General features: G+C 58.4%; 20 protein-coding genes and 2 tRNA genes. 21 read left to right on the top strand and 1 reads right to left on the bottom strand.

Translation table 11 applies throughout. From position 1 onward, the window contains the following. The 21 genes from VSP_RS37655 to rpoC all read left to right on the top strand — a co-directional run bounded on the left by VSP_RS37655 (position 1) and on the right by rpoC (position 21213). Entirely contained in the window at positions 1–306 is a 306-nt protein-coding gene (locus VSP_RS37655; RefSeq protein WP_009964704.1) for a pentapeptide repeat-containing protein, read from the top strand. After that, on the top strand, positions 306–647 hold the full coding sequence (locus tag VSP_RS27150; RefSeq protein ID WP_009964703.1) for a response regulator: 342 nt from the start codon (positions 306–308) through the stop codon (positions 645–647). The genes VSP_RS37655 and VSP_RS27150 overlap by 1 nt, the downstream gene beginning before the upstream one ends. A 94-nt stretch (positions 648–741) precedes the next feature. Then, the gene (locus VSP_RS42635; RefSeq protein WP_157211083.1) at positions 742–1041 is read left to right on the top strand and encodes a MotA/TolQ/ExbB proton channel family protein; all 300 of its coding nucleotides are present in this window, start codon (positions 742–744) and stop codon (positions 1039–1041) included. Between the two features lie 15 nt (positions 1042–1056). Next, a complete protein-coding gene (locus VSP_RS37650; protein WP_009964699.1) occupies positions 1057–1581 on the top strand; it encodes a hypothetical protein in 525 nt (174 codons plus the stop codon). 45 nt (positions 1582–1626) lie between these two features. Next, the gene (locus VSP_RS27135; RefSeq protein ID WP_009964698.1) at positions 1627–2337 is read left to right on the top strand and encodes a hypothetical protein; all 711 of its coding nucleotides are present in this window, start codon (positions 1627–1629) and stop codon (positions 2335–2337) included. Between the two features lie 87 nt (positions 2338–2424). Further along, positions 2425–2919, top strand: a complete 495-nt coding sequence (locus VSP_RS27130; RefSeq protein WP_009964697.1) for a metal-dependent hydrolase — start codon at positions 2425–2427, stop codon at positions 2917–2919. Positions 2920–3069: 150 nt separating this feature from the next. Next, positions 3070–3756: a hypothetical protein gene (locus tag VSP_RS27125; protein WP_009964696.1), complete on the top strand. Its 687-nt coding sequence runs from the start codon at positions 3070–3072 to the stop codon at positions 3754–3756. Between the two features lie 108 nt (positions 3757–3864). Then, positions 3865–5271 carry a sulfatase family protein gene (locus tag VSP_RS27120; protein ID WP_009964695.1) on the top strand — a complete coding sequence of 469 codons (1407 nt, stop codon included), beginning with the start codon at positions 3865–3867 and terminating at the stop codon, positions 5269–5271. 88 nt (positions 5272–5359) lie between these two features. Continuing rightward, positions 5360–6376 (top strand): hypothetical protein, encoded by a 1017-nt coding sequence (locus tag VSP_RS27115; RefSeq protein WP_009964694.1) that lies wholly within the window; start codon positions 5360–5362, stop codon positions 6374–6376. Positions 6377–6488: 112 nt separating this feature from the next. Continuing rightward, complete coding sequence (locus VSP_RS27110) at positions 6489–7862, top strand: Gfo/Idh/MocA family protein (protein WP_009964693.1); 1374 nt, start codon at positions 6489–6491, stop codon at positions 7860–7862. A 270-nt stretch (positions 7863–8132) separates the two neighbouring features. After that, positions 8133–8207 (top strand) — tRNA-Thr (locus VSP_RS27105). Between the two features lie 63 nt (positions 8208–8270). Further along, positions 8271–9455, top strand: a complete 1185-nt coding sequence (tuf, locus tag VSP_RS27100; protein ID WP_009964691.1) for an elongation factor Tu — start codon at positions 8271–8273, stop codon at positions 9453–9455. A gap of 137 nt (positions 9456–9592) precedes the next feature. Then, positions 9593–9668, top strand: a tRNA-Trp gene (locus VSP_RS27095). 35 nt (positions 9669–9703) lie between these two features. Next, a complete protein-coding gene (locus tag VSP_RS40585) occupies positions 9704–9916 on the top strand; it encodes a preprotein translocase subunit SecE (RefSeq protein ID WP_038172755.1) in 213 nt (70 codons plus the stop codon). 53 nt (positions 9917–9969) lie between these two features. Continuing rightward, positions 9970–10539 carry a transcription termination/antitermination protein NusG gene (gene nusG, locus VSP_RS27085; protein WP_009964687.1) on the top strand — a complete coding sequence of 190 codons (570 nt, stop codon included), beginning with the start codon at positions 9970–9972 and terminating at the stop codon, positions 10537–10539. A gap of 65 nt (positions 10540–10604) precedes the next feature. Further along, a complete protein-coding gene (rplK, locus tag VSP_RS27080; RefSeq protein WP_009964686.1) occupies positions 10605–11030 on the top strand; it encodes a 50S ribosomal protein L11 in 426 nt (141 codons plus the stop codon). A gap of 69 nt (positions 11031–11099) precedes the next feature. Continuing rightward, a complete protein-coding gene (gene rplA, locus VSP_RS27075; protein ID WP_009964685.1) occupies positions 11100–11804 on the top strand; it encodes a 50S ribosomal protein L1 in 705 nt (234 codons plus the stop codon). A gap of 21 nt (positions 11805–11825) precedes the next feature. Beyond that, positions 11826–12347 (top strand): 50S ribosomal protein L10, encoded by a 522-nt coding sequence (gene rplJ / locus VSP_RS27070; RefSeq protein WP_009964684.1) that lies wholly within the window; start codon positions 11826–11828, stop codon positions 12345–12347. A gap of 159 nt (positions 12348–12506) precedes the next feature. Then, complete coding sequence (gene rplL / locus VSP_RS27065; protein ID WP_009964683.1) at positions 12507–12887, top strand: 50S ribosomal protein L7/L12; 381 nt, start codon at positions 12507–12509, stop codon at positions 12885–12887. 321 nt (positions 12888–13208) lie between these two features. Then, on the top strand, positions 13209–17057 hold the full coding sequence (rpoB, locus tag VSP_RS27060; RefSeq protein WP_009964682.1) for a DNA-directed RNA polymerase subunit beta: 3849 nt from the start codon (positions 13209–13211) through the stop codon (positions 17055–17057). Between the two features lie 25 nt (positions 17058–17082). Then, positions 17083–21213 (top strand): DNA-directed RNA polymerase subunit beta', encoded by a 4131-nt coding sequence (gene rpoC / locus VSP_RS27055; RefSeq protein WP_009964681.1) that lies wholly within the window; start codon positions 17083–17085, stop codon positions 21211–21213. An 83-nt stretch (positions 21214–21296) separates the two neighbouring features. On the opposite strand, the gene VSP_RS27050 is transcribed toward rpoC, so the two are convergent. Further along, the gene (locus VSP_RS27050; RefSeq protein ID WP_157211081.1) at positions 21297–21851 is read right to left on the bottom strand and encodes a hypothetical protein; all 555 of its coding nucleotides are present in this window, start codon (positions 21849–21851) and stop codon (positions 21297–21299) included. Positions 21852–22024 lie beyond the last annotated feature (173 nt).

Raw genomic sequence — 22024 nt, 5'->3', positions numbered from 1 at the left:
ATGAAATCCAAGATTGAAAATGCGGACCTTTCCGGTGCGGAGTTCCTCAACACCGATCTTGGCGGGGCGCAGTTTCGCGATGTGCGCCTTGCCGGGGCCCAGTTTGCCGACGTCAACCTCTCAGAGGCGAGGTTCGAGGATGTGGCATTGACTCACGTCGTCATCCGCAACGCCAACTGTTCCCATCTGTCGATCGAAGACGCCTGTTATGAGGGGATGCTGATTGACGGGGTTCTCGTCACCGAATTGCTCCGCGTCTATCGCAGTTCAGCCGGTGATTCTGCCTCTGAATCCGGCAAGAGCTGATGAAGATTCTCTATGTCGAAAACCACGATGTATTTGCGGCGAATGTCATTCGTCTATTCCTTGCGCGGCATGATGTCATCGTCGTGCCGAGCATAGCCAGAGCGCTGGAAGTGCGAGCTGTAGAGACGTTTGATTTGATGCTGGTAGATTTTGATCTCGATGACGGAAAAGGCGATGCGCTCGTCAGCAAAGTCCGGGCGTCGGGCGACCGCATCAGCATCGTGGCAGTCTCCTCCCATGACGAGGGCAATGCTGCTTTGGTCAGAGCAGGCGCATCCGCCGTTTGCGGAAAGATGGAGTTTAATCAGATTGAGCAGGTCATTCAAAGGGTGTGTGGGTGAGCGTTTTCGGAATGGCTTGCTCGCCTCCCTGGTAATCTCCAGTGCTGGGGCTGGCATTGACAGGGGGCGCTGCCTTGCGCATGTTGGTTCCCTGATGAAACCCGCATTCACACGGATGATGACCATTGGCGGTTTGCTCATATTGGCTGGACCTTTGCTCGGGATGCTGGGATCGGTGATGGGAATCACCCAAAGTTTCGAGGTCTTGGGGGGCAATGGGGTCGGCGATCCCGAGCAGTTGAGTGCAGCTATCGCCAAAAGCATGGTCTCAACCGCAGTGGGGATGGTGTTTGGGTTCTTTGGTGTTGCGTTGTTTTTGTCGGGACTGATCGGTGGTCTGGTGGAGAGGAAGCGCTTGAAATCGCAGTCTGCCGGTGAAGTGCCTGCTTCATGAAGACCTGCTCCCTGCATGCGAATTTATCCTTACGTGGGTCCTGCTGCCATCAAGGAGAAGGTCAACATGGCCGCTCCCAGGCATGAAGTGACCACGGCGGATGGTTTGATGAAGTGGGCGCTTGATGCGGGATACTTTTCTCCGGGCACCCCTTCAGAGGTCTTTACCTACACAGTGTTGTCTGGGCATCACTTGTTCATCGCGGACCGGCATTCTGAACACATCGCCTGTGCAAGAGGGGCACCCGTGGAATGTGCGGGTGAAATTGCCTTTCGCAGGTCCAAGACGGGACTGGTGATTGAAGAGGCATCCAATCTCTCAACCGGATACTGTCCTGAATCAAGCGCATGGGTTGCTCTCGATCTCGCCCTGAAAGCAGCAGGTTTCCCGGGTGTTCAGGGATTCACTACCGCGTTCGAATTCCGCTACTGCCAACGATGTCTCCAGACCTGCGTCATCAAGGACGAGGTCTATGAATGCCCGTCATGCCTGGAGCCGCTTCCCGCTGAGTGGAACTATGCGACCGGGGCGCTGGCTTGACGTCGTTGCGGGGTGTGGTCCTATTCTGGCCCCCGCCTCCTTCACATGTCCTCAAGCCCTCCCCATCCAGACTGTCCCCGCATCAAGTACGTACACAGCTTTGAGGAGCTCGTTTCGACCAAGTTCGCGGACGGCATCAACGCGCTTTGCTGGGCGAGAACCCTGCCGGGTGATTTTGACGAGGTCGTGGACCAGTTCGATGTGAAGGAAGGTCGTCTGGCGCTGGATGAAGCGACCCTCAATGGCCTCGTGCTGAGTCCAGCTGGTCAGGTTGCCAGGGACGTCCTGATCGCTGATCGCAAGGCCCTGGCGGATCATGGTCTCTCGCCCGTGCTGGATTGCATTCACGGCTATCCAAGAGATGAGGAGGGCGGCCCGGTGATCACAGATGTGTACTCCTTCCACGTCGATAGCGCACCAGTGGAGGCGGATACCTACCTTTGCAGTTACAACCACACCGCCTCGGAAGGCCTGCTCAATGAAGAGGCGGTGCGCAAGGTGGACGTGCCGGAGATCCGCGCGGAGTTGCTGGAACTGTATGGGGGCGAGGATGACGAGGAATTTGAGGAGTTCCTCAGCGATAACTGTTTCAACCTGCACTACGCGCCCTTGCCAGAGGCCCGGCCCTACTTTTTCGGCATTGGCAACCTGTGGCGTATCGCCATTGCCCATCCTGAAAGCCTCGTGCCGCCTTGCATCCATCGTGCACCGGTGATTGAGCGCGGGCAGCCAGCACGGCTGCTGCTTATCAGTTGAAGTCTGCGGGCATGGGGCGGATTTCGTTGTGGACCTCCTTGGAGCAATCCTTTAGGGTGCGATCCCCCCCCAAAAAAAAATCCCCCTATGTTCATTGCCCACCTTCCCGCGGGTTATCTCGGCGCATGCCTGTTAACCCGGAGGGCGGCGGCAGAGCGCCGCCACCTGTTGTTCGTTCCTTTCGTTGTCGGCAGCATTTTTCCGGATGCCGACATGCTGTACTTCTACCTCATCGACCAGGGGCGGCATCTTCACCATGACTACTGGACGCATCTGCCTGTCTTTTGGCTGGCGGCATGGGGCGTTTCATTGATTTTGGCGTTGATCTTGCGCAGCCGGGCCCTGGCTTTGGCTGCCACATCGTTCGTCGGTGGCGTCTTCCTTCATTTGCTGCTCGATACGCCCTTTGCGGGGATTCGCTGGCTTTACCCCCTGTCAGACCAGTCGTTCTTCCTTGTCACCGTGCCCGCCACTCGCAGCTGGTGGGTGTGGAGCTTTGTGGTTCACTGGACGTTCTTGTTTGAGATCGTGATCTGCATCGCGGCCCTGCTGCTGTTGCTCATGCGTCGGCGACGAGCCTGAGCTGCCTCCACGGTCAGGGAGGGGGCGCGGGCAGTGATGGGGCTCCAGGTCCGCGACTTTTTCCATCCGGCTGACGGCGCGAGGGAGTTGCAACCCACCGGGCTGACGATAGTGTAGGCATGCTCGTCCGACCGTGAATTGTCTCGCGCCATGCCTGTCATCACCAGCTCCTATCATGAGATCCGGGCCAGAATGTTGCCTGGGGATGTGGTTGCCTTTTCGGGCAAGAACAATTTTTCAGATGTGATCAAATGGGCGACTGGGGCGACGGTGTCTCATGTCGGCATCGTGTGCAGCGTCGAAACTGAGGCAGACCTGACAACAGGCAGTCTGGCGGTGCATATCATGGAGTCCACGTTTCTACACCGCGACCACATCACCGGGAAAAGCTCTGGTGGCGTTTTGCGGAACCGGCTCTGTCACCATATCGAGAGCTATGAGGGGCACATCTGGTGGCTCCCTCTAAGTGCCAGTGCTCGTGAAAAGCTGGATCTTGAGCAACTGACCCGGTTCCTGATGGCTCATCAGGGCAGAGGGTACGACGTCGCTCAGGCGGTGTGCTCCGCGTTGGATGCTCTTGATGGCTCGCCGGTGTTGGGGGCTGCGACCCGGAATGAGGAGGATTTTACCCGATTCTTTTGCTCAGAGCTTGCCGCAGCCGCTCTCGAAGCGGGCGGAGTGATTGGCAAGATCAACGCTTCCGAAGTGACGCCGATTGATCTCTGCAGTTTCAATCTTTTTGCGGAGGAGTATCATTTGCTCAAGGGAGGATCGGGTTCTGTGGAGATTGAGGGGTTCAACTCGCGATGCCCTGAGCGGTTTGGCGAGCTGGTGTGACCGCACACGACCGGCAGCGAGATGCGAATCGCCCGGAAGGAAGAGGAATTGCCCGAATCACATGAATTTCCCCCTGCAAGGAGACGTTGCAGAGGGATGCCCTCACGAATGTCATTCTCACCCCTCGCCCTGATCCTCCTCTGGTTGGCGACGGGAGGCGTTGCCCCCGGAGCCACCGTCGCTCCCGGGCTTCCAAACATCGTCATGGTGCTCATTGACGACATGGGGTGGGGGGACTTTTCCTGCTACGGCAACAAGGAGGCTCAGACCCCTCACCTTGACCGGTTGGCCGTGGAGGGGATCCGATTTGCCCAGTTCTATGTGAACTCCCCCATCTGCTCCCCTTCGCGCTGCGCTCTCACCACGGGGCAGTATCCTCAGCGCTGGGGAATCACCTCATTTCTGGAGGCCCGTGCGGCCAATCTCCAGAGGGGCATGGTGAACTGGTTGGCCCCCCAGGCCCCGACTTTGGCGAAGGCCTTGAAGGCCAGGGGATATGCTACGGGCCACTTCGGCAAATGGCATCTGGGTGGTCAACGGGATGTGGATGATGCTCCGCCCATCACGGCGTACGGGTTCGATGAGTCGCTTACGAATTTCGAAGGCATGGGGCCCAAGCTTTTGCCGCTGACACTCAAGCCTGGAGACGCTGCACCAGGGAAGATCTGGGTCAATGCCGAGCGGCTCGGGGGACCCGTGACTTGGATGCAACGATCAAAGATCACCGGCGGGTTTGTGGAGGCTGCGATCCATTTCATGGACAAGTCAGCCCAGGAAGGGAAGCCGTTCTACGTCAACCTGTGGCCGGATGATGTGCACAGCCCCTTCTGGCCGCCGGTTGAAAAGTGGCGGGAGGGAAAGCGGGGCCTGTATCTGGCGGTGCTGGAAGAAATGGATCGCCAGCTGGGGCGCCTGTTTGACCATCTGCGGGACACGCCAGCTTTGCGAAATAACACCCTCGTGCTGGTGTGTTCGGACAACGGCCCCGAGCCCGGAGCGGGTTCGGCGGGGTTGTTCCGCGGCACCAAGGCCACGCTGTATGAAGGCGGCGTGCGATCGCCCCTTATTGCCTGGGCACCCGGGATCATGGAGGCGGGGAAGGCGGCGAGCCACAATGAGCGATCTGTCTTTGCCGCCATCGACATTGCGCCGTCATTGCTGGCGCTGGCCGGTGCCAATGCCGGTCCGGAGCGATTCGATGGTGAAAATCTGGCTCCCGTGTTGCTGGGGAAGAGCGAGGCCTCGCGCACGGCTCCTCTTTTCTGGTCCCGTCCGCCTGATCGTAAAACCATGGGGCCAAAAAACAAAGAGCCTCTCCCGGACCTCGCCATGAGGGAAGGTTCATGGAAACTGCTTTGTGACTATGATGGATCCGCGGTGCAGTTGTACGATCTCAGCACAGACTTTGGAGAGACGGAAAATCTCGCAGAGCGCAAACCGGAGGTGGTGCAACGGCTTAAGACGGCACTCCTTGCATGGCAAAAGGAGATGATGGGTGCGCGTCGGCGGCAATGAGGCCTGTTCCGCGTGAGGAGGCAGGGAGCCCATGGCCGGATGGAGCAGGATTGCTGGACAGGCCGGTTTTTTTGACCTAAAGGATTGTATGATCAGAAGCGCTCTCTGCCTGACCTTGCTGTTCTTTCAGATGTTGTCCTCCGTGGTTTTGCCAGCCGAGCCCTATGTGGCGATCCCTGGCACGCCCAAGGGAGATCTCCCCACCGAGTTGCTCCAGTCCAGGATGTATGCCAGGGGCATTGAGTGGAAGCTCAACAAGCTGGAGAAGGCATTTCCAAGTCTGGCGGTAGAGGTGTATGCCGCACGAGCTTCATGGCTTTCTTCACCCTTCGCCAGTGGATGCGACGCGATCGAGGCCGACATCATTAAAAAAGCCCCCGAGGAAGGGAGAGCCATGCTAGCCCAGATGGACGCAGCGAGCTGGAAGGAGCTGGCCAAATATGATGATGTTGCAACAGTCAAAATGGCCCGGGAATTCCTGAAGCTGGTGGACAGCCGGGCCAAGGGGGCGATTGAAGTTGACCTGGTTCGCGGGAATCTCCTCTGGAACCACCCGGTCTATTCAAAGTCGCCTGAGAAGGAGTTCTCTGACGGCTTCAGTCGCCGGATTCAGCATACTGCCAACAGTGGGATGGAAGTGACTTTTGAAGTGCCGATGAGCTGGAAGGCGGAAGTGTCGCCGAAGAAGGAGCTCGTTGGCTTCCGCAACTGCTACGGACATGGGAACGTCTGGATGACGGTGCTGGTCAATCCCACGGTGGATGAGAATGGGATGCCGGTGAGAGCGGATGAACTGTATGCCAGATACACAGAGGACATGCTGCGGCAGAGCTATGAAGTCCTTGGGATCGAGCTCACTTCCTTTCTCAAAACCCGGGTGAATGGCATGCCTGCTTTCCTGTTCACGCGCAGGCAGCCTTATGAGCAACTGGGTGAGAGAGCTTTGCGTGCGGCGCAAGTCATCCGCGTGTTCCGGGGCAGGTACATGATCAACTTTCAGATCAACACTTTTGGGCCGGAGGAGGGAACGGTGGGGGAAGATCGGATCAGGAAGCACCAGGCTCTTTTCAAGATGATTGGAGGATCCCTTCGAGTGCAGGACTAGCTTGAGGCGGCCAGAGGCGCGGGATCTGCCTCTGCCTATGCAGGAAGTCACCGAATGTGATAGTCTTGGCCCCGCGCTGAAACACCCTGGCTGTTCCGCGTGTAGTCGCGGCATGGCAATTGATCTTCCCAGCTCTTCCCGGCCGAAATCGCTCAACTCCCGCCGCCGCTTCTTGCAAACTGCTGCGAGCGCCGTCGCGGCCCCCTTCATCCTCCCTAGCGGATCCTATTCCAAGCCGCTCAACTCCATGTTGCAGGTGGCCAACATCGGTGTGGATGGCATGGGCTTCGCCGATCTCAAGAACATCGGCAACCATCCCAAGGCCAAGCTGGTGGCCTTCTGCGACATTGATAGCAACCGTTTTGAAAAGGCGGACAAGGAGTACCCCGGCGTGCCTCACTACGTGGACTACATGCAGATGCTGGAGCAGCTGGGGGACAAGGTGGATGCCGTCTCCGTCTCCACGCCGGATCATGCGCACGCACGGGCTTCAATCGAGGCGATGAAGCGTGGGAAACATGTGTACTGCCAGAAACCGCTCGCGCACACGGTGTGGGAGTGCCGCCAGATGCGCCTCTGGGCGGAGAAGACCGGGGTGGTGACCCAGATGGGAAACCAGATTCACTCCAACCTGGAGTATCGGCTGGCTGTACGCCTGCTGCGCGAAGGGGCGATCGGCAAGGTGAAGGAGATTCACAGCTGGGTAGGGGTGGACGGCCGCGAGCGCACTGACTACCTTGATCGCCCCGCGAAGGAAAAGGAAACTGCCCCTCCGCCCAATGTGGATTGGAACCTCTGGTTGGGGGCCGCTCCCGAGCGTCCGTATGTGGCGGATGCCTACCACCCGTTTGTGTGGCGCGACTGGCAGGCATTTGGTTCCGGGGCGCTGGGGGACTTTGGCTGCCACATCTTCGATCCGCTGTTCACCGCCCTGGAGCTCACGGCTCCGGTGTCTGTCCGCGCGGAGCACGAGGGCATCAATGGTGAGATCTGGCCTGGGCCGGAGCGGGTGCACTACGTGTTCCCTGGCACCCAGTTCACGGCGGGGAACACCGTCGAGATCATCTGGTACGATGGCAAGCTGCAGCCGCCCAAGGAACTCGCCCAGATGCCGGAGACATTCAATCTGCCCAAGGCGGGCTCCCTGGTGATCGGAGAACAGGGGAATGCGATCATCCCGCATGTGGCGGGCCCCCGGCTGTATCCCCTCGAAAAGTTTCAAGGCTTCGCGTATCCCAGGGACGTCACGGGCACGCCACACTGGCATGTCTGGATCAATCACATTTTTGAAGGCACCAAAACCGACGGAGGGTTCCACTACGCTGGCCCACTCGCCGAAGCGGTGCAGCTTGGCAACGTGGCGGCCCGTTTCCCGGGTGAGACCCTGGATTGGGACACTGCGACAATGAAGATCGCCGGAAAACCGGCTGCCGAGGCCTTGTTGAGCAAAACCTACCGCAAAGGCTTCGAAGTGACCTCCGTTTGATCGAGAGACCATCTAAGTGCTGGCGACCATTCTTGTAGAATGGTCGCCCAACACCCTCAACTTGAACGAATTGAGGGCACGTGACGCCGCAAACACCAGAAAAGCGCAAAATCGGCAAAAATAATTCCAAATTTTTTTGACAGAGCGGCTCGATCAACTAACTTGCGATCCACTTTTTTCGGGTCGGCGAGTGATGAATTCCTCTGCGTGAAGACGCAAGGCAGGCATCCTGGTCTCCCTCAAAAGTGGCACATCCCCGGTTAATGGTGCGCTCGTGTAGCTCAGTGGTAGAGCACGTCCTTGGTAAGGACGAGGTCGCGGGTTCAATCCCCGCCACGAGCTCCATCGACCCTCGGATTTGACTTTCAGTTCCCCAAACCAAACGCGCATACTACAACACCCAAACCCATGGCTAAAGAAGCATTCCAGAGGAACAAGCCCCACGTCAACATTGGCACCATCGGCCACGTTGACCATGGCAAAACGACGCTGACCGCTGCGATCACGACCACGCTGTCGGAGAAGGGGTATGCGCAGGCGAAGAAGTATGATGAAATTGACGCGGCTCCTGAAGAGAAAGAGCGCGGCATCACGATCAACACCGCTCACGTCGAATACGAAACCGACAAGCGTCACTATGCCCACGTGGACTGCCCTGGGCACGCTGACTATGTGAAGAACATGATCACTGGTGCTGCTCAGATGGACGGCGCCATCCTCGTGGTTTCCTCCGCTGACGGCCCGATGCCTCAGACCCGTGAGCACATCCTTCTCGCCCGTCAGGTGGGTGTTCCCGCTGTTGTCGTGTTCATGAACAAAGTGGACATGGTGGACGACGCAGAACTCCTTGACCTCGTCGAGATGGAAGTTCGCGACCTCCTCAGCAAGTACAACTTCCCCGGCGACGACATTCCGATCGTCAAGGGTTCCGCCCTCAAGGCTCTTGAAGGTGACGCCGAGCAGAAGGCCAACATCTACAAGCTCATGGACGCTGTGGATAGCTACATCCCGCTTCCCGAGCGCCCGATCGACCAGGACTTCCTCATGCCTGTGGAAGACGTGTTCGCGATCGAAGGTCGTGGAACCGTGGTGACCGGCCGTGTTGAGCGTGGCATCATCAAGAAGATGAGTGAAGTCGAAATCGTCGGCATCAAGGACACCGTCAAGACCACTGTCACGGACATTGAAATGTTCCGCAAGCTGCTCGACGAAGGTCGCGCCGGTGACAACGTCGGTCTCCTTCTTCGCGGTGTGAAGAAAACGGATGTCGAGCGCGGCCAGGTGATCGCGAAGCCCGGCTCCGTGAAGCCCCACCGCAAGTTCAAGGCTGAAGTTTACGTGCTTTCCAAGGACGAAGGTGGCCGTCACACGCCCTTCTTCACCAACTACCGTCCTCAGTTCTACTTCCGTACGACCGATGTGACCGGCATGGTCAAACTCCCCGATGGCGTAGAGATGGTGATGCCTGGTGACAACGTGTCCGTCGAAATCGAGCTGATCACCCCGATCGCCATGGAAAAGACGATGCGCTTCGCTATCCGCGAAGGTGGTCGTACCGTGGGTGCCGGTCGTGTGGCTGACATTCTCGACTGATTTTGTTGATTGCCGTTTGGGTGGCAGCCGCCGCGAGGCTTGCAAAAGTCTCACGGCGGCATTGTCGCCAAAAGGCATCACAACACTTGCAGTTTCAAAATTGTGCTGTAATACAAAGACTGTTCGTCAAGATAAACACGCCAGTAGCTCAATTGGTAGAGTAGTGGTCTCCAAAACCATTGGTTGTGGGTTCAAGTCCTACCTGGCGTGCCATCTTACCTGACAGTCTTTTTTGCCTGACGAACAACATGAGCCGAGTGTCACGCTATCTTTCCGAAGTCTGGGGCGAAATGAAAAAGGCCACATGGCCATGGGACCCCAAGGAAAAGGGCTTCGCCCGTTACAAGGAGCTGACCGATGCCACGACGGTGGTCTTTGTTGCCATGTTGATCTTTGCTGGCTTCACGGGCGCTTTTGACTTCGTGATGCGCATGTTCTTCAAGGCGGCGACGATCCTCTGATCTGCCAGTCCTGTCCGTTTAGTCTCGTCCGGCTTCCCTTTTACTTTTCCATCATGCCAGCGATCCCCGCACCTCACGACCAGTGGTATGTCCTTCACGTCCGCGCCGGGCTCGAGCAGCGCGTGCGTGAAAATATGGAGCGCCGCATCCAGTCTGAGGAGATGGGGGAATTCGTCTTCGAAGTGGTGGTTCCCACTGAGCGCGTCTCTGAAGTCAAAAAAGGCAAGCGCAGCGAATCCACCCGCAAGGTATTCCCGGGCTACATCCTCGCCAATATGTGGCTGCTGGATGAGAACAACAAGCCCGTGGTGCAGACCTGGCACTTCGTCAAAGAAACCGACGGTTTCTTGAACTTTGCCGGCACCAAGGATCACCCGATTCCCCTTCGTCCGAAAGAGGTCGAAGTCCTGCTCGCCCAGGTGCGTGAGCGTGAGGAAGGCGTGAAGCCGAAGTTTATGTTCTCCGTGGGAGACACGGTCCGCGTGGCGGACGGTCCCTTCGAGAGCCAGACTGGCATCATCGAAGAAATCGATCCGGAGAAGGGCCTGCTGCGCGTCTCCGTGAACATCTTCGGCCGCTCCACTCCGGTGGATCTGGAATACTGGCAGGTTGAGAAGGCCTGATTTTTCTGATTCAGGCAAGCTCCTCCCCCCCCTTTCAACTCAAACCGTAGTAACAAGAACAAGCGATGGCCAAAGAAGTCGTTAAAATGATCAAGCTCCAGATTAAAGCTGGAGCTGCCAACCCCGCGCCGCCCATCGGTCCTGCCCTGGGTCAAGCCGGTGTGAACATCATGGCGTTCTGCAAGGAGTTCAACGCCGCCACCCAGAAGATGGCTGGCGACATCCTGCCGACCGTCATTTCCGTTTACAAGGACAAGAGCTTCACCTTCATCACCAAGCAGCCCCCGGCATCCATCCTTCTCAAGAAGGCTGCCAATCTGGCTTCTGGTTCCAGTGAGCCCAACAAAAAGAAGGTTGCCAAGCTCACCCAGGCTCAACTCAAAGAAGTTGCCAAGCTGAAGCTGGCTGACCTCAACACCCAGGACCTCGACGCCGCTGCCCGCATCATGGCTGGTACCGCCCGTCAGATGGGGATCGAAGTTGTCGGTTAAATCTCCAAAACTCAAACCATGGCAGGAGAGCCTGCTTAAGACTCAGGCTCGCTCGGACTGCACAAGACCATGAAACAAAGAAGCAAGCGTTACAAAAAAGCGGCGGAACTCGTTCCGGCTAACAAATTCTTCTCACTGGAAGAAGCGGCAGAGCTCGTGAAAAAGCTCCCCTCCACCAAATTCTCCGAGACGGTTTCCCTTTCCTTCCGTCTGGGTGTGGATCCTCGCAAGAGCGATCAGATGGTCCGTGGTACCTGCCCCCTTCCGAACGGTTCTGGCAAGAGCGTGAAAGTCGCAGTGTTCGCCGTGGGCGACTCCGCTGACGCCGCCAAGGCCGCCGGTGCAGAATTTGTCGGCTTTGAGGATCTCATCGCCCAGGTCAAGGCTGGTTTTACGGGTTTCGATGTGGCCATCGCTACTCCCGCCGCCATGACCGAAGTCCGCAAGCTTGGTAAACAACTTGGTCCTCGTGGTTTGATGCCCAACCCCAAGACGGGCACCGTGACCGATGACACCGCCGGTGCGGTGAAGGCCGTCAAGGCTGGTCGTGCTGACTTCAAGCTCGACAAGAATGGCAACATCTCCGCTGGCGTGGGTAAAGTCAGCTTCGAGCCCAAAGCCATCGTGGAAAACGCCCAGGCTCTGATTGACGCCGTGGTTCGTGCCCGTCCCGCCTCTGCCAAGGGCAAGTTCATCCAGAGCATCACCTTCAGCGCGACCATGTCTCCTGCGCTCAAGCTTGATCTGGGCAAGTACGTGAAATCTGCCGCCTAAATCTGAAGGAGAACAACGACGATGAAAGCTGAAAAGACGATCCTCATTGAGCACCTTCTGGAAAAGGTCAACGCCTCCCCGTTCATGTTCGTGGTGGACTACACCGGGCTGAAAGTGGACAAGTTCGAAGAGCTTCGCAAGCGCCTCCGCGCTGCAGGCGCTGAGATGCACGTGTATAAGAACACGCTGGTGAAGAAGGCCGCTGAACGCGCTGGGTATCCCGTGGAAATCGGTGATGTCCTGACGGGCCAGTCCGCTGTGGTCACCGGTGAGAAAGACGTGTGCGCTGCCGCCAAGGTCATGAAGACCTTCGCGACCGAGTTCCAGAAGCCCCAGGTGAAAGCCGGCGTTTTGGACGGCAAGTACCTTGATGCTTCCGGCATCCAGGTCCTGGCGGACCTTCCTTCCCGCGAAGTGCTTCTTGCAACCTTGCTTGGCGTTCTGCAAGCCCCGGCTTCCAAGCTGGTCCGCCTGCTCAACGAGCCCGCCGCCTCCCTGGCTCGCGTGCTCAAGGCCAAGGGCGAACAAGAACAAGCCGCTTAATTTTCCGTGGGTTGCCCCGGCAACCCTTTTTACAATTTGACTCGATGGTGGAGGCGACTCCACCTGAATACCTAAAATCCAATGGTTCCTTGCCGGTCTGGCGGCTGTCAGGCTCAAAACCTCTGAAGCTTCAGAGGACGGCGATACCGAAATACTACTATGGCAGACCTGAATAAAATCGTTGACGAACTCAGCGGCCTTACCGTCCTGGAAGTTGCTGAACTTGTGAAAACCCTTGAGGACAAGTGGGGCGTGAGCGCCGCCGCTCCTGTCGCCGTGGCCGCCGCTGGCGGTGCTGCTCCTGCAGCCGCAGCCGCAGTTGAGAAGACCGAGTTCGACGTCATCCTTACCGAAGGTGGCACGAACAAGATCGGCGTCATCAAAGAAGTCCGTGCCGTTGTGGCCGGCCTTGGCCTCGCCGAAGCGAAAGCCCTTGTGGAAAAGGCTCCCCAGCCTCTCAAGCAGGGTGTCAGCAAGGAAGAAGCCGAAGAGATCAAGAAGAAGATCGAGGCCGCCGGTGCCAAGGTCGAGATCAAGTAAGTTTGTTTCTTTTGCAGGTTTCGCCGCTCCAGTGGGGGCGGCGGAACTTTTTCAAAAAACCAGCGTTTCCTCAATGCCCGTTCTCTTCCCGTACAACAACTTCCAATCCGCCCGCAAGGTCGCCGGATGTGAGTTGGGGAACGAGCCCGAGCGTGATGAGACTGTTTTTCGCCACGGGCGCTTGCGCGCCCGGGGGTTTTTTTGTCCTCCGACATAGGCCGCAAAAACAGCCGTTTTTGTCCGCCGCCCTGACTCTTTTTTCCCCGGCTTAACAGGCCGGTTTGCCCGCAACTCATTGCCAACACCCAGCCACCCCGCCGTATGTCCCAGCGCATTAACTTTGGCAAACTCAAGGAACCCGTTGAACCGCCGAATCTCATTGAGATTCAGCTGAAGTCTTACGAGGAATTCCTGCAAAAAGACATCGCGCCGAGCAAGCGCAAGGACCTGGGGTTACAGGCGGTGTTCCGCGAAGTCTTCCCGATCTCGAGCTACGACGAGAAGATGACCCTCGATTTCACGCAGTATGAAATCGGCGAGCCCAAATTGAATCCACTACAGGCCATCCGCGAGGCGGAGACCTTTAGCGCCCCGCTGTACGTCACCTATGAACTGCGTGACGAAGCGGGTGCCAAACAGGAGCGCGTTTACATGGGCGAACTGCCCATGATGACGACCCGCGGCACATTCGTCATTAACGGTGCTGAGCGAGTGGTAGTGAGCCAGCTGCACCGTTCCCCGGGCATCTGCTTTGAAACCCAGCAGCATCTTAACGGGCGCTGGTTGTATGGCTTCCGCATCATCCCTGACCGTGGCACCTGGCTGGAGGTGCAGTTCGACACGAACGACCTCCTCTACGTTTATCTCGACCGTCGTCGTCGTCGTCGTAAGTTCCTTGCCACCACGCTTCTGCGTGTGATCGGTTATCCAGGTGACGAGGACATCCTCAAACTTTTCTACCCGATTGAGGACCTCAAGCTGAAGGAAACCATGAACGAGGAAGACCTCGCTCAGAAGGTGATCTTCCGCGACATCCTGGATGGTGAACTCATCGTGGCCCGTGCCTATGAGCCGCTCACCCTCGGCATTGTGCGCCAGCTCATCCAGCTGGGTCACAAGAGCATCCGCTGCGTCACCGCCACGCAGGATGACCTGATCATCGCCTCCCTGCGCAAGGACCCCGCTCACGACGAGGACGAGGCTCTCAAGGAAATCTACCGCCGTCTTCGCCCTGGAGACCCGCCGACCATCCCGAACGCACGCGCGCTCGTGAAGCGTCTCTTCTTTGATCCCAAGCGTTATGACCTGACCCGCGTTGGCCGCTACAAGATCAACCAGAAGCTTGGCATCAAGGTGGACAGCGAGGAGCGCATCCTCACCGCCATGGATGTGGTGTCCTCCCTCCGCTATCTTTTCAAACTGCGTGCTGGTGAAGGTGTGCTGGATGACATTGACCACTTGGGCAGTCGCCGTGTGCGTGCCGTGGGTGAACTGCTTGCCAACCAGTGCCGCGTGGGTCTTGCCCGTACGGAGCGTCTGGTGAAGGAGCGCATGACCCTGTTTGATGTGAACATGGACGTGATGACGCCTCAGAAGCTCATCAATCCCAAGGCTCTCAGCGCCGTGGTTCGCGACTTCTTCGCCCGGTCTCAGCTGAGCCAGTTCATGGACCAGATCAACCCTCTGGCCGAGCTGACCCACAAGCGTCGTCTCTCCGCCCTCGGGCCTGGTGGTCTGAACCGTGACCGTGCAGGCTTCGAAGTGCGCGACGTGCATCCTTCGCACTACGGCCGTATCTGCCCGATTGAGACCCCGGAAGGTCCGAACATCGGTCTGATCAACTCCCTGTGCAGCTATGCTCGCATCAACGAGTTCGGCTTCATCGAAACGCCCTTCCGCAAGGTGGAGAGCGGGGTGGTGACCGACAAGATCGAGTATCTTACGGCTGACCAGGAAGAGAACCACAATGTGGCTCAGGCCAACAACATCATCGACGAGAACGGCAAGTTTAAGTCGGACAAGGTTTCGGTCCGCTATCGTGGGGACTTCCTTGAAGTGGCCCCAGAGCAGGCCACGTTGATGGACGTGTCACCCAAGCAGATGGTGTCCGTTGCCGCGTCTCTGATCCCGTTCCTTGAGCACGATGACGCCAACCGCGCGTTGATGGGCTCGAACATGCAGCGCCAGGGCGTGCCGCTTCTTGAGGCTGAGGCTCCCTTGGTGGGCACTGGCATGGAATCCAAGGCTGCCCGGGACTCCCAGGCAGTGATTGTCTCCGACTCCGGTGGCATTGTCGCCGCAGCCACGGCTGACTACATCATTGTCACCAAAGACGGACAGTTGCCGATCAGCGAGAAGGCCTTCGCGGCCGAGCCGACTAAGATCACGACGGATCCTGAGCGTGGCATTTACTTCTACCCGCTGCGCAAGTTCATGCGCTCTAACGCCGGCACGTGCATCAACCAGCGTCCGCTGGTGGAGCGCGGGCAGAAAGTGAAGAAGGGCGATGTTCTCGCGGATGGTCCTTGTACCGATCATGGTGAACTGGCGCTGGGCCGCAACATGCTCGTCGCGTTCATGCCTTGGAACGGCTACAACTTCGAAGATGCCATCGTGATCTCCCGTCGCGTGGTGAAGGAGGACATTTACACCTCCATCCACATCGAGGACTTCGAAGTGGGTGCCCGTGACACGAAGCTGGGTCCGGAAGAAATCACCCGAGACATCCCGAACGTGGGTGACGAAGCGCTGCGTAACCTCGGTGCTGACGGCGTGGTCCGGATCGGTGCTGAAGTGAAACCTGGTGACATTCTCGTCGGCAAGATCACTCCGAAGAGCGAAACCGAGCTGGCTCCTGAAGAACGCCTCCTGCGCGCCATCTTTGGTGAAAAGGCCGCTGACGTGAAAGACACCTCCCTGCGCGTGCCCTCCGGCTGCACCGGGATTGTCATGGATGTGCGTGTCTCCTCCCGCAATGGAGCTGACAAAGAGCGCCTCTCCCCGAGCGAGCAGAAGAAGCAGATCAAGCAGGTCACGGAAGAGCACAAAAACAAGGTGGAGCAGCTCACGGAGCAGCTGACCGAGAAGCTCTCCGAGATCCTTCTCAATGAGAAGATCCCGCTCGACGTGGTGAACGGTGAGACTGGCGAAGTCATCATCGGTGCCAACAAGAAGATCACGAAGACTCTTCTTCGCACCCTGGCTGAAAACTACCGCACGGTGGAAATCGACCAGAGCCCGATCCGCAACAAGATCATGGACATCGTTGCGGCCTTCGAAGCGAAGTTCGACGAAGCGGATATCGAGCGTGAGCGTGGTCTTGACCGCCTTGAACAGGGCGAGGAAATGGAGAGCGGCGTGATCAAGCAGGTCCGCGTGTTCATCGCCAGCAAGCGTAAGCTGAGCGTCGGTGACAAGATGGCCGGTCGTCACGGAAACAAGGGCGTGGTTGCCACCATCGTCCCTGAAGAAGACATGCCGTTCCTTGAAGATGGTACCCCGGTGGACATTTGCTTGAACCCACTGGGCGTGCCTTCCCGTATGAACGTGGGACAGGTGCTTGAGACCCACCTTGGCGTTGCTGCCAAGGCCTTGGGCTTCACGGTGGCCACCCCGGTGTTCGACGGTATCAAGGAAGACAAGATCCTTGGCTATCTCAAAGAGGCCAAAGCCACTCCTGGCTTTGAGTGGATCGGCCTCAACGGCAAGAGCAAGCTTATCGACGGCCGCTCTGGCGAGCCCTTCGCTCTCGAAGTCGTGGTGGGATACATTTACATGCTGAAACTGGGCCACCTTGTGGCGGACAAGATCCACGCTCGTGCGGTCGGACCTTACTCGCTCGTGACCCAGCAGCCGTTGGGCGGCAAGGCCCAGTACGGTGGTCAGCGCTTCGGGGAGATGGAGGTGTGGGCCCTCGAAGCCTACGGTGCCGCCTACACCCTGCAGGAACTGCTCACGGTCAAGTCAGACGACGTTCAAGGTCGTACCCGCATCTACGAAAGCATCGTCAAGGGCGACAACTCGCTCGAAGCAGGCACGCCGGAATCGTTCAACGTGCTTATCAAAGAAATGCAAAGCCTCGGCCTCGACGTCAAGGTGGTGAACCGGAACTCCGGAGAGGAAGAAATCCTGGGCGGCGGCGGAAGCTACGCCACGGCAGTTGGAATGTAAGAAGCAACCCCTGAATCTCACGAACATGCAAGAAACTTCGAGCTTCGACAACCATCTCAAGGAACTCTTCGGGGAGCAGCATCGCACCGGAGGCTTCGACATGGTCTCCATTTCCGTGGCCTCCCCGGACCGCATCCGGTCCTGGAGCCATGGTGAGGTGAAGAACCCTGAGACCATCAACTACCGCACGTTCAAGCCCGAAAAAGGCGGACTCTTCTGCGAGCGTATTTTCGGACCCACGCGTGACTGGGAGTGCGCCTGCGGCAAGTACAAGCGCATCAAGCACAAAGGCGTGATCTGCGACCGTTGCGGTGTGGAAGTGACCCTGAGCCGCGTCCGTCGCGAGCGTATGGGCCACATCGAGCTGGCGGTGCCGGTCACCCACATCTGGTTCTACAAGTGCATGCCATCCCGCATCGGCCTCATGCTGGACATGACGGCCCGTTCGCTGGAGCGCGTGATCTACTATGAAGATTACATCGTGGTCTCCCCTGGGAGCACGCCGCTTCAGCGCGGCCAGTTGCTGACGGAAATGGAACTGCGCGAAGCTGAGGACCAGTATGGTGCCGACAGCTTCAAGGTCGGAATGGGGGCAGAAGCCATCCGTGACATCCTCGCTCAAGCCAACCTCGCCGAAATGGTGAAGGAGCTCGAGCAGTCCATGACCAAGACCCGCTCCAAGCAGCTTCGCAAGAAGATCGCCAAGCGCCTCAAGCTCTGCCAGGGCTTTGCAGCCTCTCACTCCCGCCCTGAGTACATGGTGATGGAAGTGCTGCCGGTGATTCCGCCGGACCTTCGTCCGTTGGTGCCTCTGGAAGGCGGCCGCTTTGCGACCTCTGACTTGAACGACCTCTATCGTCGTGTCATCAACCGCAACAACCGTCTCAAGAACCTGCTCGCGCTCAAGACGCCGGATGTCATCATCCGTAACGAAAAGCGCATGTTGCAGGAGGCGGTGGATGCCCTCTTCGACAACGGCCGCCACGGCCGTGCGGTGACCGGCGCGGGCAACCGTCCGCTCAAGTCCATGTCCGACATGCTCAAGGGCAAGTCCGGCCGCTTCCGCCAGAACCTTCTGGGCAAGCGTGTGGACTACTCCGGCCGTTCCGTTATCGTGATCGGTCCGGACCTCACCCTCAACCAGTGCGGTCTGCCCAAGAAGATGGCGCTCGTCTTGTTCGAGCCCTTCATCATCCGCCGTCTCAAGGAGCTGGGCCTGGTGCACACCGTGCGCAGCGCCAAGAAGATGATTGAGCGCCGCACCCCTGAAGTGTGGGACATTCTTGATGAAGTGACCAAGGGCCACCCGGTTCTCCTGAACCGTGCGCCGACCCTGCACCGTCTCTCCATCCAGGCGTTCGAGCCCAAGCTCATCGAAGGTGAAGCTATCCGCGTACACCCCCTCGTTTGTACGGCTTACAACGCTGACTTCGACGGTGACCAGATGGCGGTGCACGTTCCTTTGTCGATCGAAGCCCAGATGGAGGCCCGCCTCCTCATGCTCGCTCCGAACAACCTGTTCTCCCCTGCGAGCGGCAAGCCGGTGATGACGCCTTCCCAGGACATTCCTCTGGGTTGCTTCGCCCTCACGTATCTGCGTGAGCTCCCGGGAGCTCCCAAGGACGAGCGTCGCCTCTCCATCTTCAATGATCCCTCCGAAGTCGAGTTCGCCCTCAGCGAAAACGCGGTCGAAGTGAACCAGAAGGTGCTTTACCGCAATCCGGACTACAACACCAAGGGCCGCACCTATGGCGACCCGACCAAGGCGGTCGTTGAGACCACCCCGGGTCGTATCCGCTTCAGCGAGATCTGGCCGGCAGAGCTTGGCTTCTACAACAATACCGTTGGCAAGAAGCAGCTCTCCGACATCATCTGGCGTTGTTTCCAGAAGGCCGGTCACCAGGAAACGGTGGCAGCGCTGGACCGGCTCAAGCAGCTCGGCTTCCGCGAAGCCATGCGCTCCGGTTGCTCCATCGGCATCACCGACATGGTGATTCCTGAAGCCAAGTACAAGGCCTTGGACAAGGCTCGCGCTGATGTGGAGCTGGTGACGAAGCAGTACAAGCGAGGCATCATCACCAACGGTGAACGCCAGCAGAAGGTCATCGACATCTGGACCGGCGTGGGTGAAGAAGTCACCAAGGAAGTGTTCCGCACGCTCGAGTACAACGACGGCAAGAAACTCCACAACCCGCTCTACGTGATGGTGACCTCGGGTGCCCGAGGCAACCAGACGCAGATCAAGCAGCTCGCCGGGATGCGCGGTCTTATGGCCAAGCCGAGCGGTGAGATTATCGAGCAGCCCATTACCTCGAACTTCCGTGAAGGTCTGACTGTGCTGGAGTACTTCATCTCCACCCACGGCGCCCGCAAGGGTCTCTCCGACACCGCGTTGAAGACGGCTGACTCCGGCTACATGACCCGTAAGCTGGTCGATGTAGCTCAGGACGTCATCGTGACCGAGGAGGATTGTGGTACCGTCAACGGCATCACGCTCTCCTCCATCTACCAGGGTGACGACGAAGTGGTGGACCTGAAGACCCGTATCTATGGCCGTGTCTCCTGCGAGACCATCCATGACCCGGTGGACAAGACCACCCTGGTGGAATATGGCCAGCTGATCACAGAAGAGGTGGCCAACCACCTGGTGAAGATCGGTGTTGAAAAGCTCAAGATCCGCTCCGTGCTCACTTGCGAAAGCAAGCGCGGTTGCTGTGCCAAATGTTATGGCCTCAGCCTCGCCACTGGCCGTGTGGTCAAGGTGGGTGAAGCCGTCGGCATTGTGGCCGCCCAGTCCATTGGTGAACCGGGAACGCAGCTCACCATGCGTACCTTCCACGTCGGTGGTGTGGCCGCAGGTGCCTTCAAGCAGCCCATCATCGTCACGAAGAACGCGGGTTCCATCCGGTACAATGAGCTTCGTATCGTCAACACGCCGGAAGGCAGCGTGGTGCTCACCAAGAACGGCACCATCAGCATTCACGATGATGCGGGTCGCGAACTCGAGTCCCACAAGATTGTCCTCGGTGCCCTCATCTCGAAAGAGGACGGCGGCAAGGTCAAGAAGGGCGAGACGATTGTCACCTGGGATCCGTACAACGTGCCGATCATCACCGAGAAGCAGGGCAAGATTGAATTCCGCGACATGCTTGGTGGCGTGACCATCACCAAGGAGGTCAACCAAGCGACCGGCAACGAGGAAACCGTCGTCATCGAGCACAAGGAAGACCTGCACCCGCAGATCGTCATTGTGGATCCGAAGACCAAGGAGATCCTGGCCAGCTACACCATTCCCGCTGGTGCTCACCTTTCCGTGAAGAACAACGAGAAGGTGGATGCCGGTACCGTGCTCGCCAAGACCCCGCGCAAGGCTGCCAAGACCAAGGACATTACCGGGGGTCTTCCCCGTGTGGCCGAGCTTTTCGAAGCTCGCAAGCCCAAGGATGCGTGCGAAATCGCCAAGATCGATGGCAACATTGAAATCGGCGGCCTGGTGCGTGGCAAGCGTCGTGTGATCATCACCGACTCGAAGACTGGTCAGCAGGAGGAACACCTTATTCCTCGCAACAAGCACATCTTCGTGCAGAACGGCGACCATGTGACCAAGGGCGACCAGCTCACGGAAGGGGCCGTCGTGCCGCATGAGATCCTGGAGATCCTCGGGCCTCAGGCCCTGCGTGAACACCTCGTCAATGAGGTTCAGGAAGTGTACCGTGCGCAGGGCGTGGAGATCAACGACAAGCACGTCGAGATCATCATCCGCCAGATGCTGCGCAAGGTGAAGATCACCGAACCCGGTGACACCGCCTTCCTTTGGGGTGACCAGATCGACCGTCTGGAATTCGAGCGTGAAAACCAGCGTGTGTCCGACGAGGGCGGCAAGCCTGCGACGGCCGAGCCGGTGCTCCTTGGCATCACCAAGGCCAGCCTTGAGACGGACAGCTTCATCAGTGCCGCCAGCTTCCAGGACACCACCCGTGTGCTTACCGAAGCGGCTACCCTGGCGAAAAACGACCTGCTCCGCGGCTTCAAGGAAAACGTCATCATGGGTCACCTGATCCCTGCCGGCACTGGTTTCCGCACCAACCGCAACTTCAACGTCGTTGAGACGGTGAAGCCGACCTTTGGCGCCGAGAGCGACGAAGCGGTGGCCTAAACCCGCTGATCTGCCGGGAGATTGAATTCTTAAACGCCCTCCGGAAACGGGGGGCGTTTTTGTTTTTTGGGCTTAATTCCGGTTCACCTCGGCTTCAGCACTCTCAAGTAACTTCGATACTGATGCCAGGCGAGCAGGGCGATGCAAAAGGGGGCGAGTGCCATGATAAAAGTGATCCGCATGCCCCACTTCGATTCTAGAATGTTTAGGGTGCCGGCAGCGGCAAAAACGGAAAAGAAATAGACGAATGCGGTGGCTTGAAACACCAGGGAGGCTGCCAGCATCAAGGAAGGGCGGGAGGTATGCCACCAAAGGCCGGTGGTCATGAGGCTAAGGAGGCCTCCAGCAAACACCATGAAGGTGAGCGCGTGAAAGTCAGGGTCGTGCATGACGATGTTGATGACCGTCTGGATGCCCATGGCGAGGAGCGCACCGCCGGCCAGGGTGGAAGAAGACTGATGCTTCAACCTGCTCAAGCTGGTGTGGGTATCCGCCTGGTAGCTTTCGAGCTGCTGACTGCTGACCAACGGCCCCCTGCATTTGGGGCACGACTTGCGGCCCTGCACTTCGGTAGCGGTGTAGGTTTTGCGGCAGGGGCGGCAGAGATGCTGTCCAGGTTGGAGGGGAAGGGAGGACAAAGGGGGAGCCATTGGAGAACTCGTTTTCGACGCTATGTGAAGTGGCGGCGGACTGCAAGAGGGTTGGGAGGGCGGAAGGGTGTTGCTGTGGACGTCGTGGGCGTGCAGGGTGGGTGAAGTTCTCATGAACCTCCCCGAGCCATCCAATCCTCCCCTGGTTTTGCTAGCACCAC

It is taken from the genome of Verrucomicrobium spinosum DSM 4136 = JCM 18804 (assembly GCF_000172155.1).
GTDB classification, from domain to species: Bacteria; Verrucomicrobiota; Verrucomicrobiia; order Verrucomicrobiales; family Verrucomicrobiaceae; genus Verrucomicrobium; species Verrucomicrobium spinosum.
The sequence above is the reverse complement of the archived record's forward strand: the minus strand, read 5'-3'. Positions and strand labels throughout refer to the sequence as shown.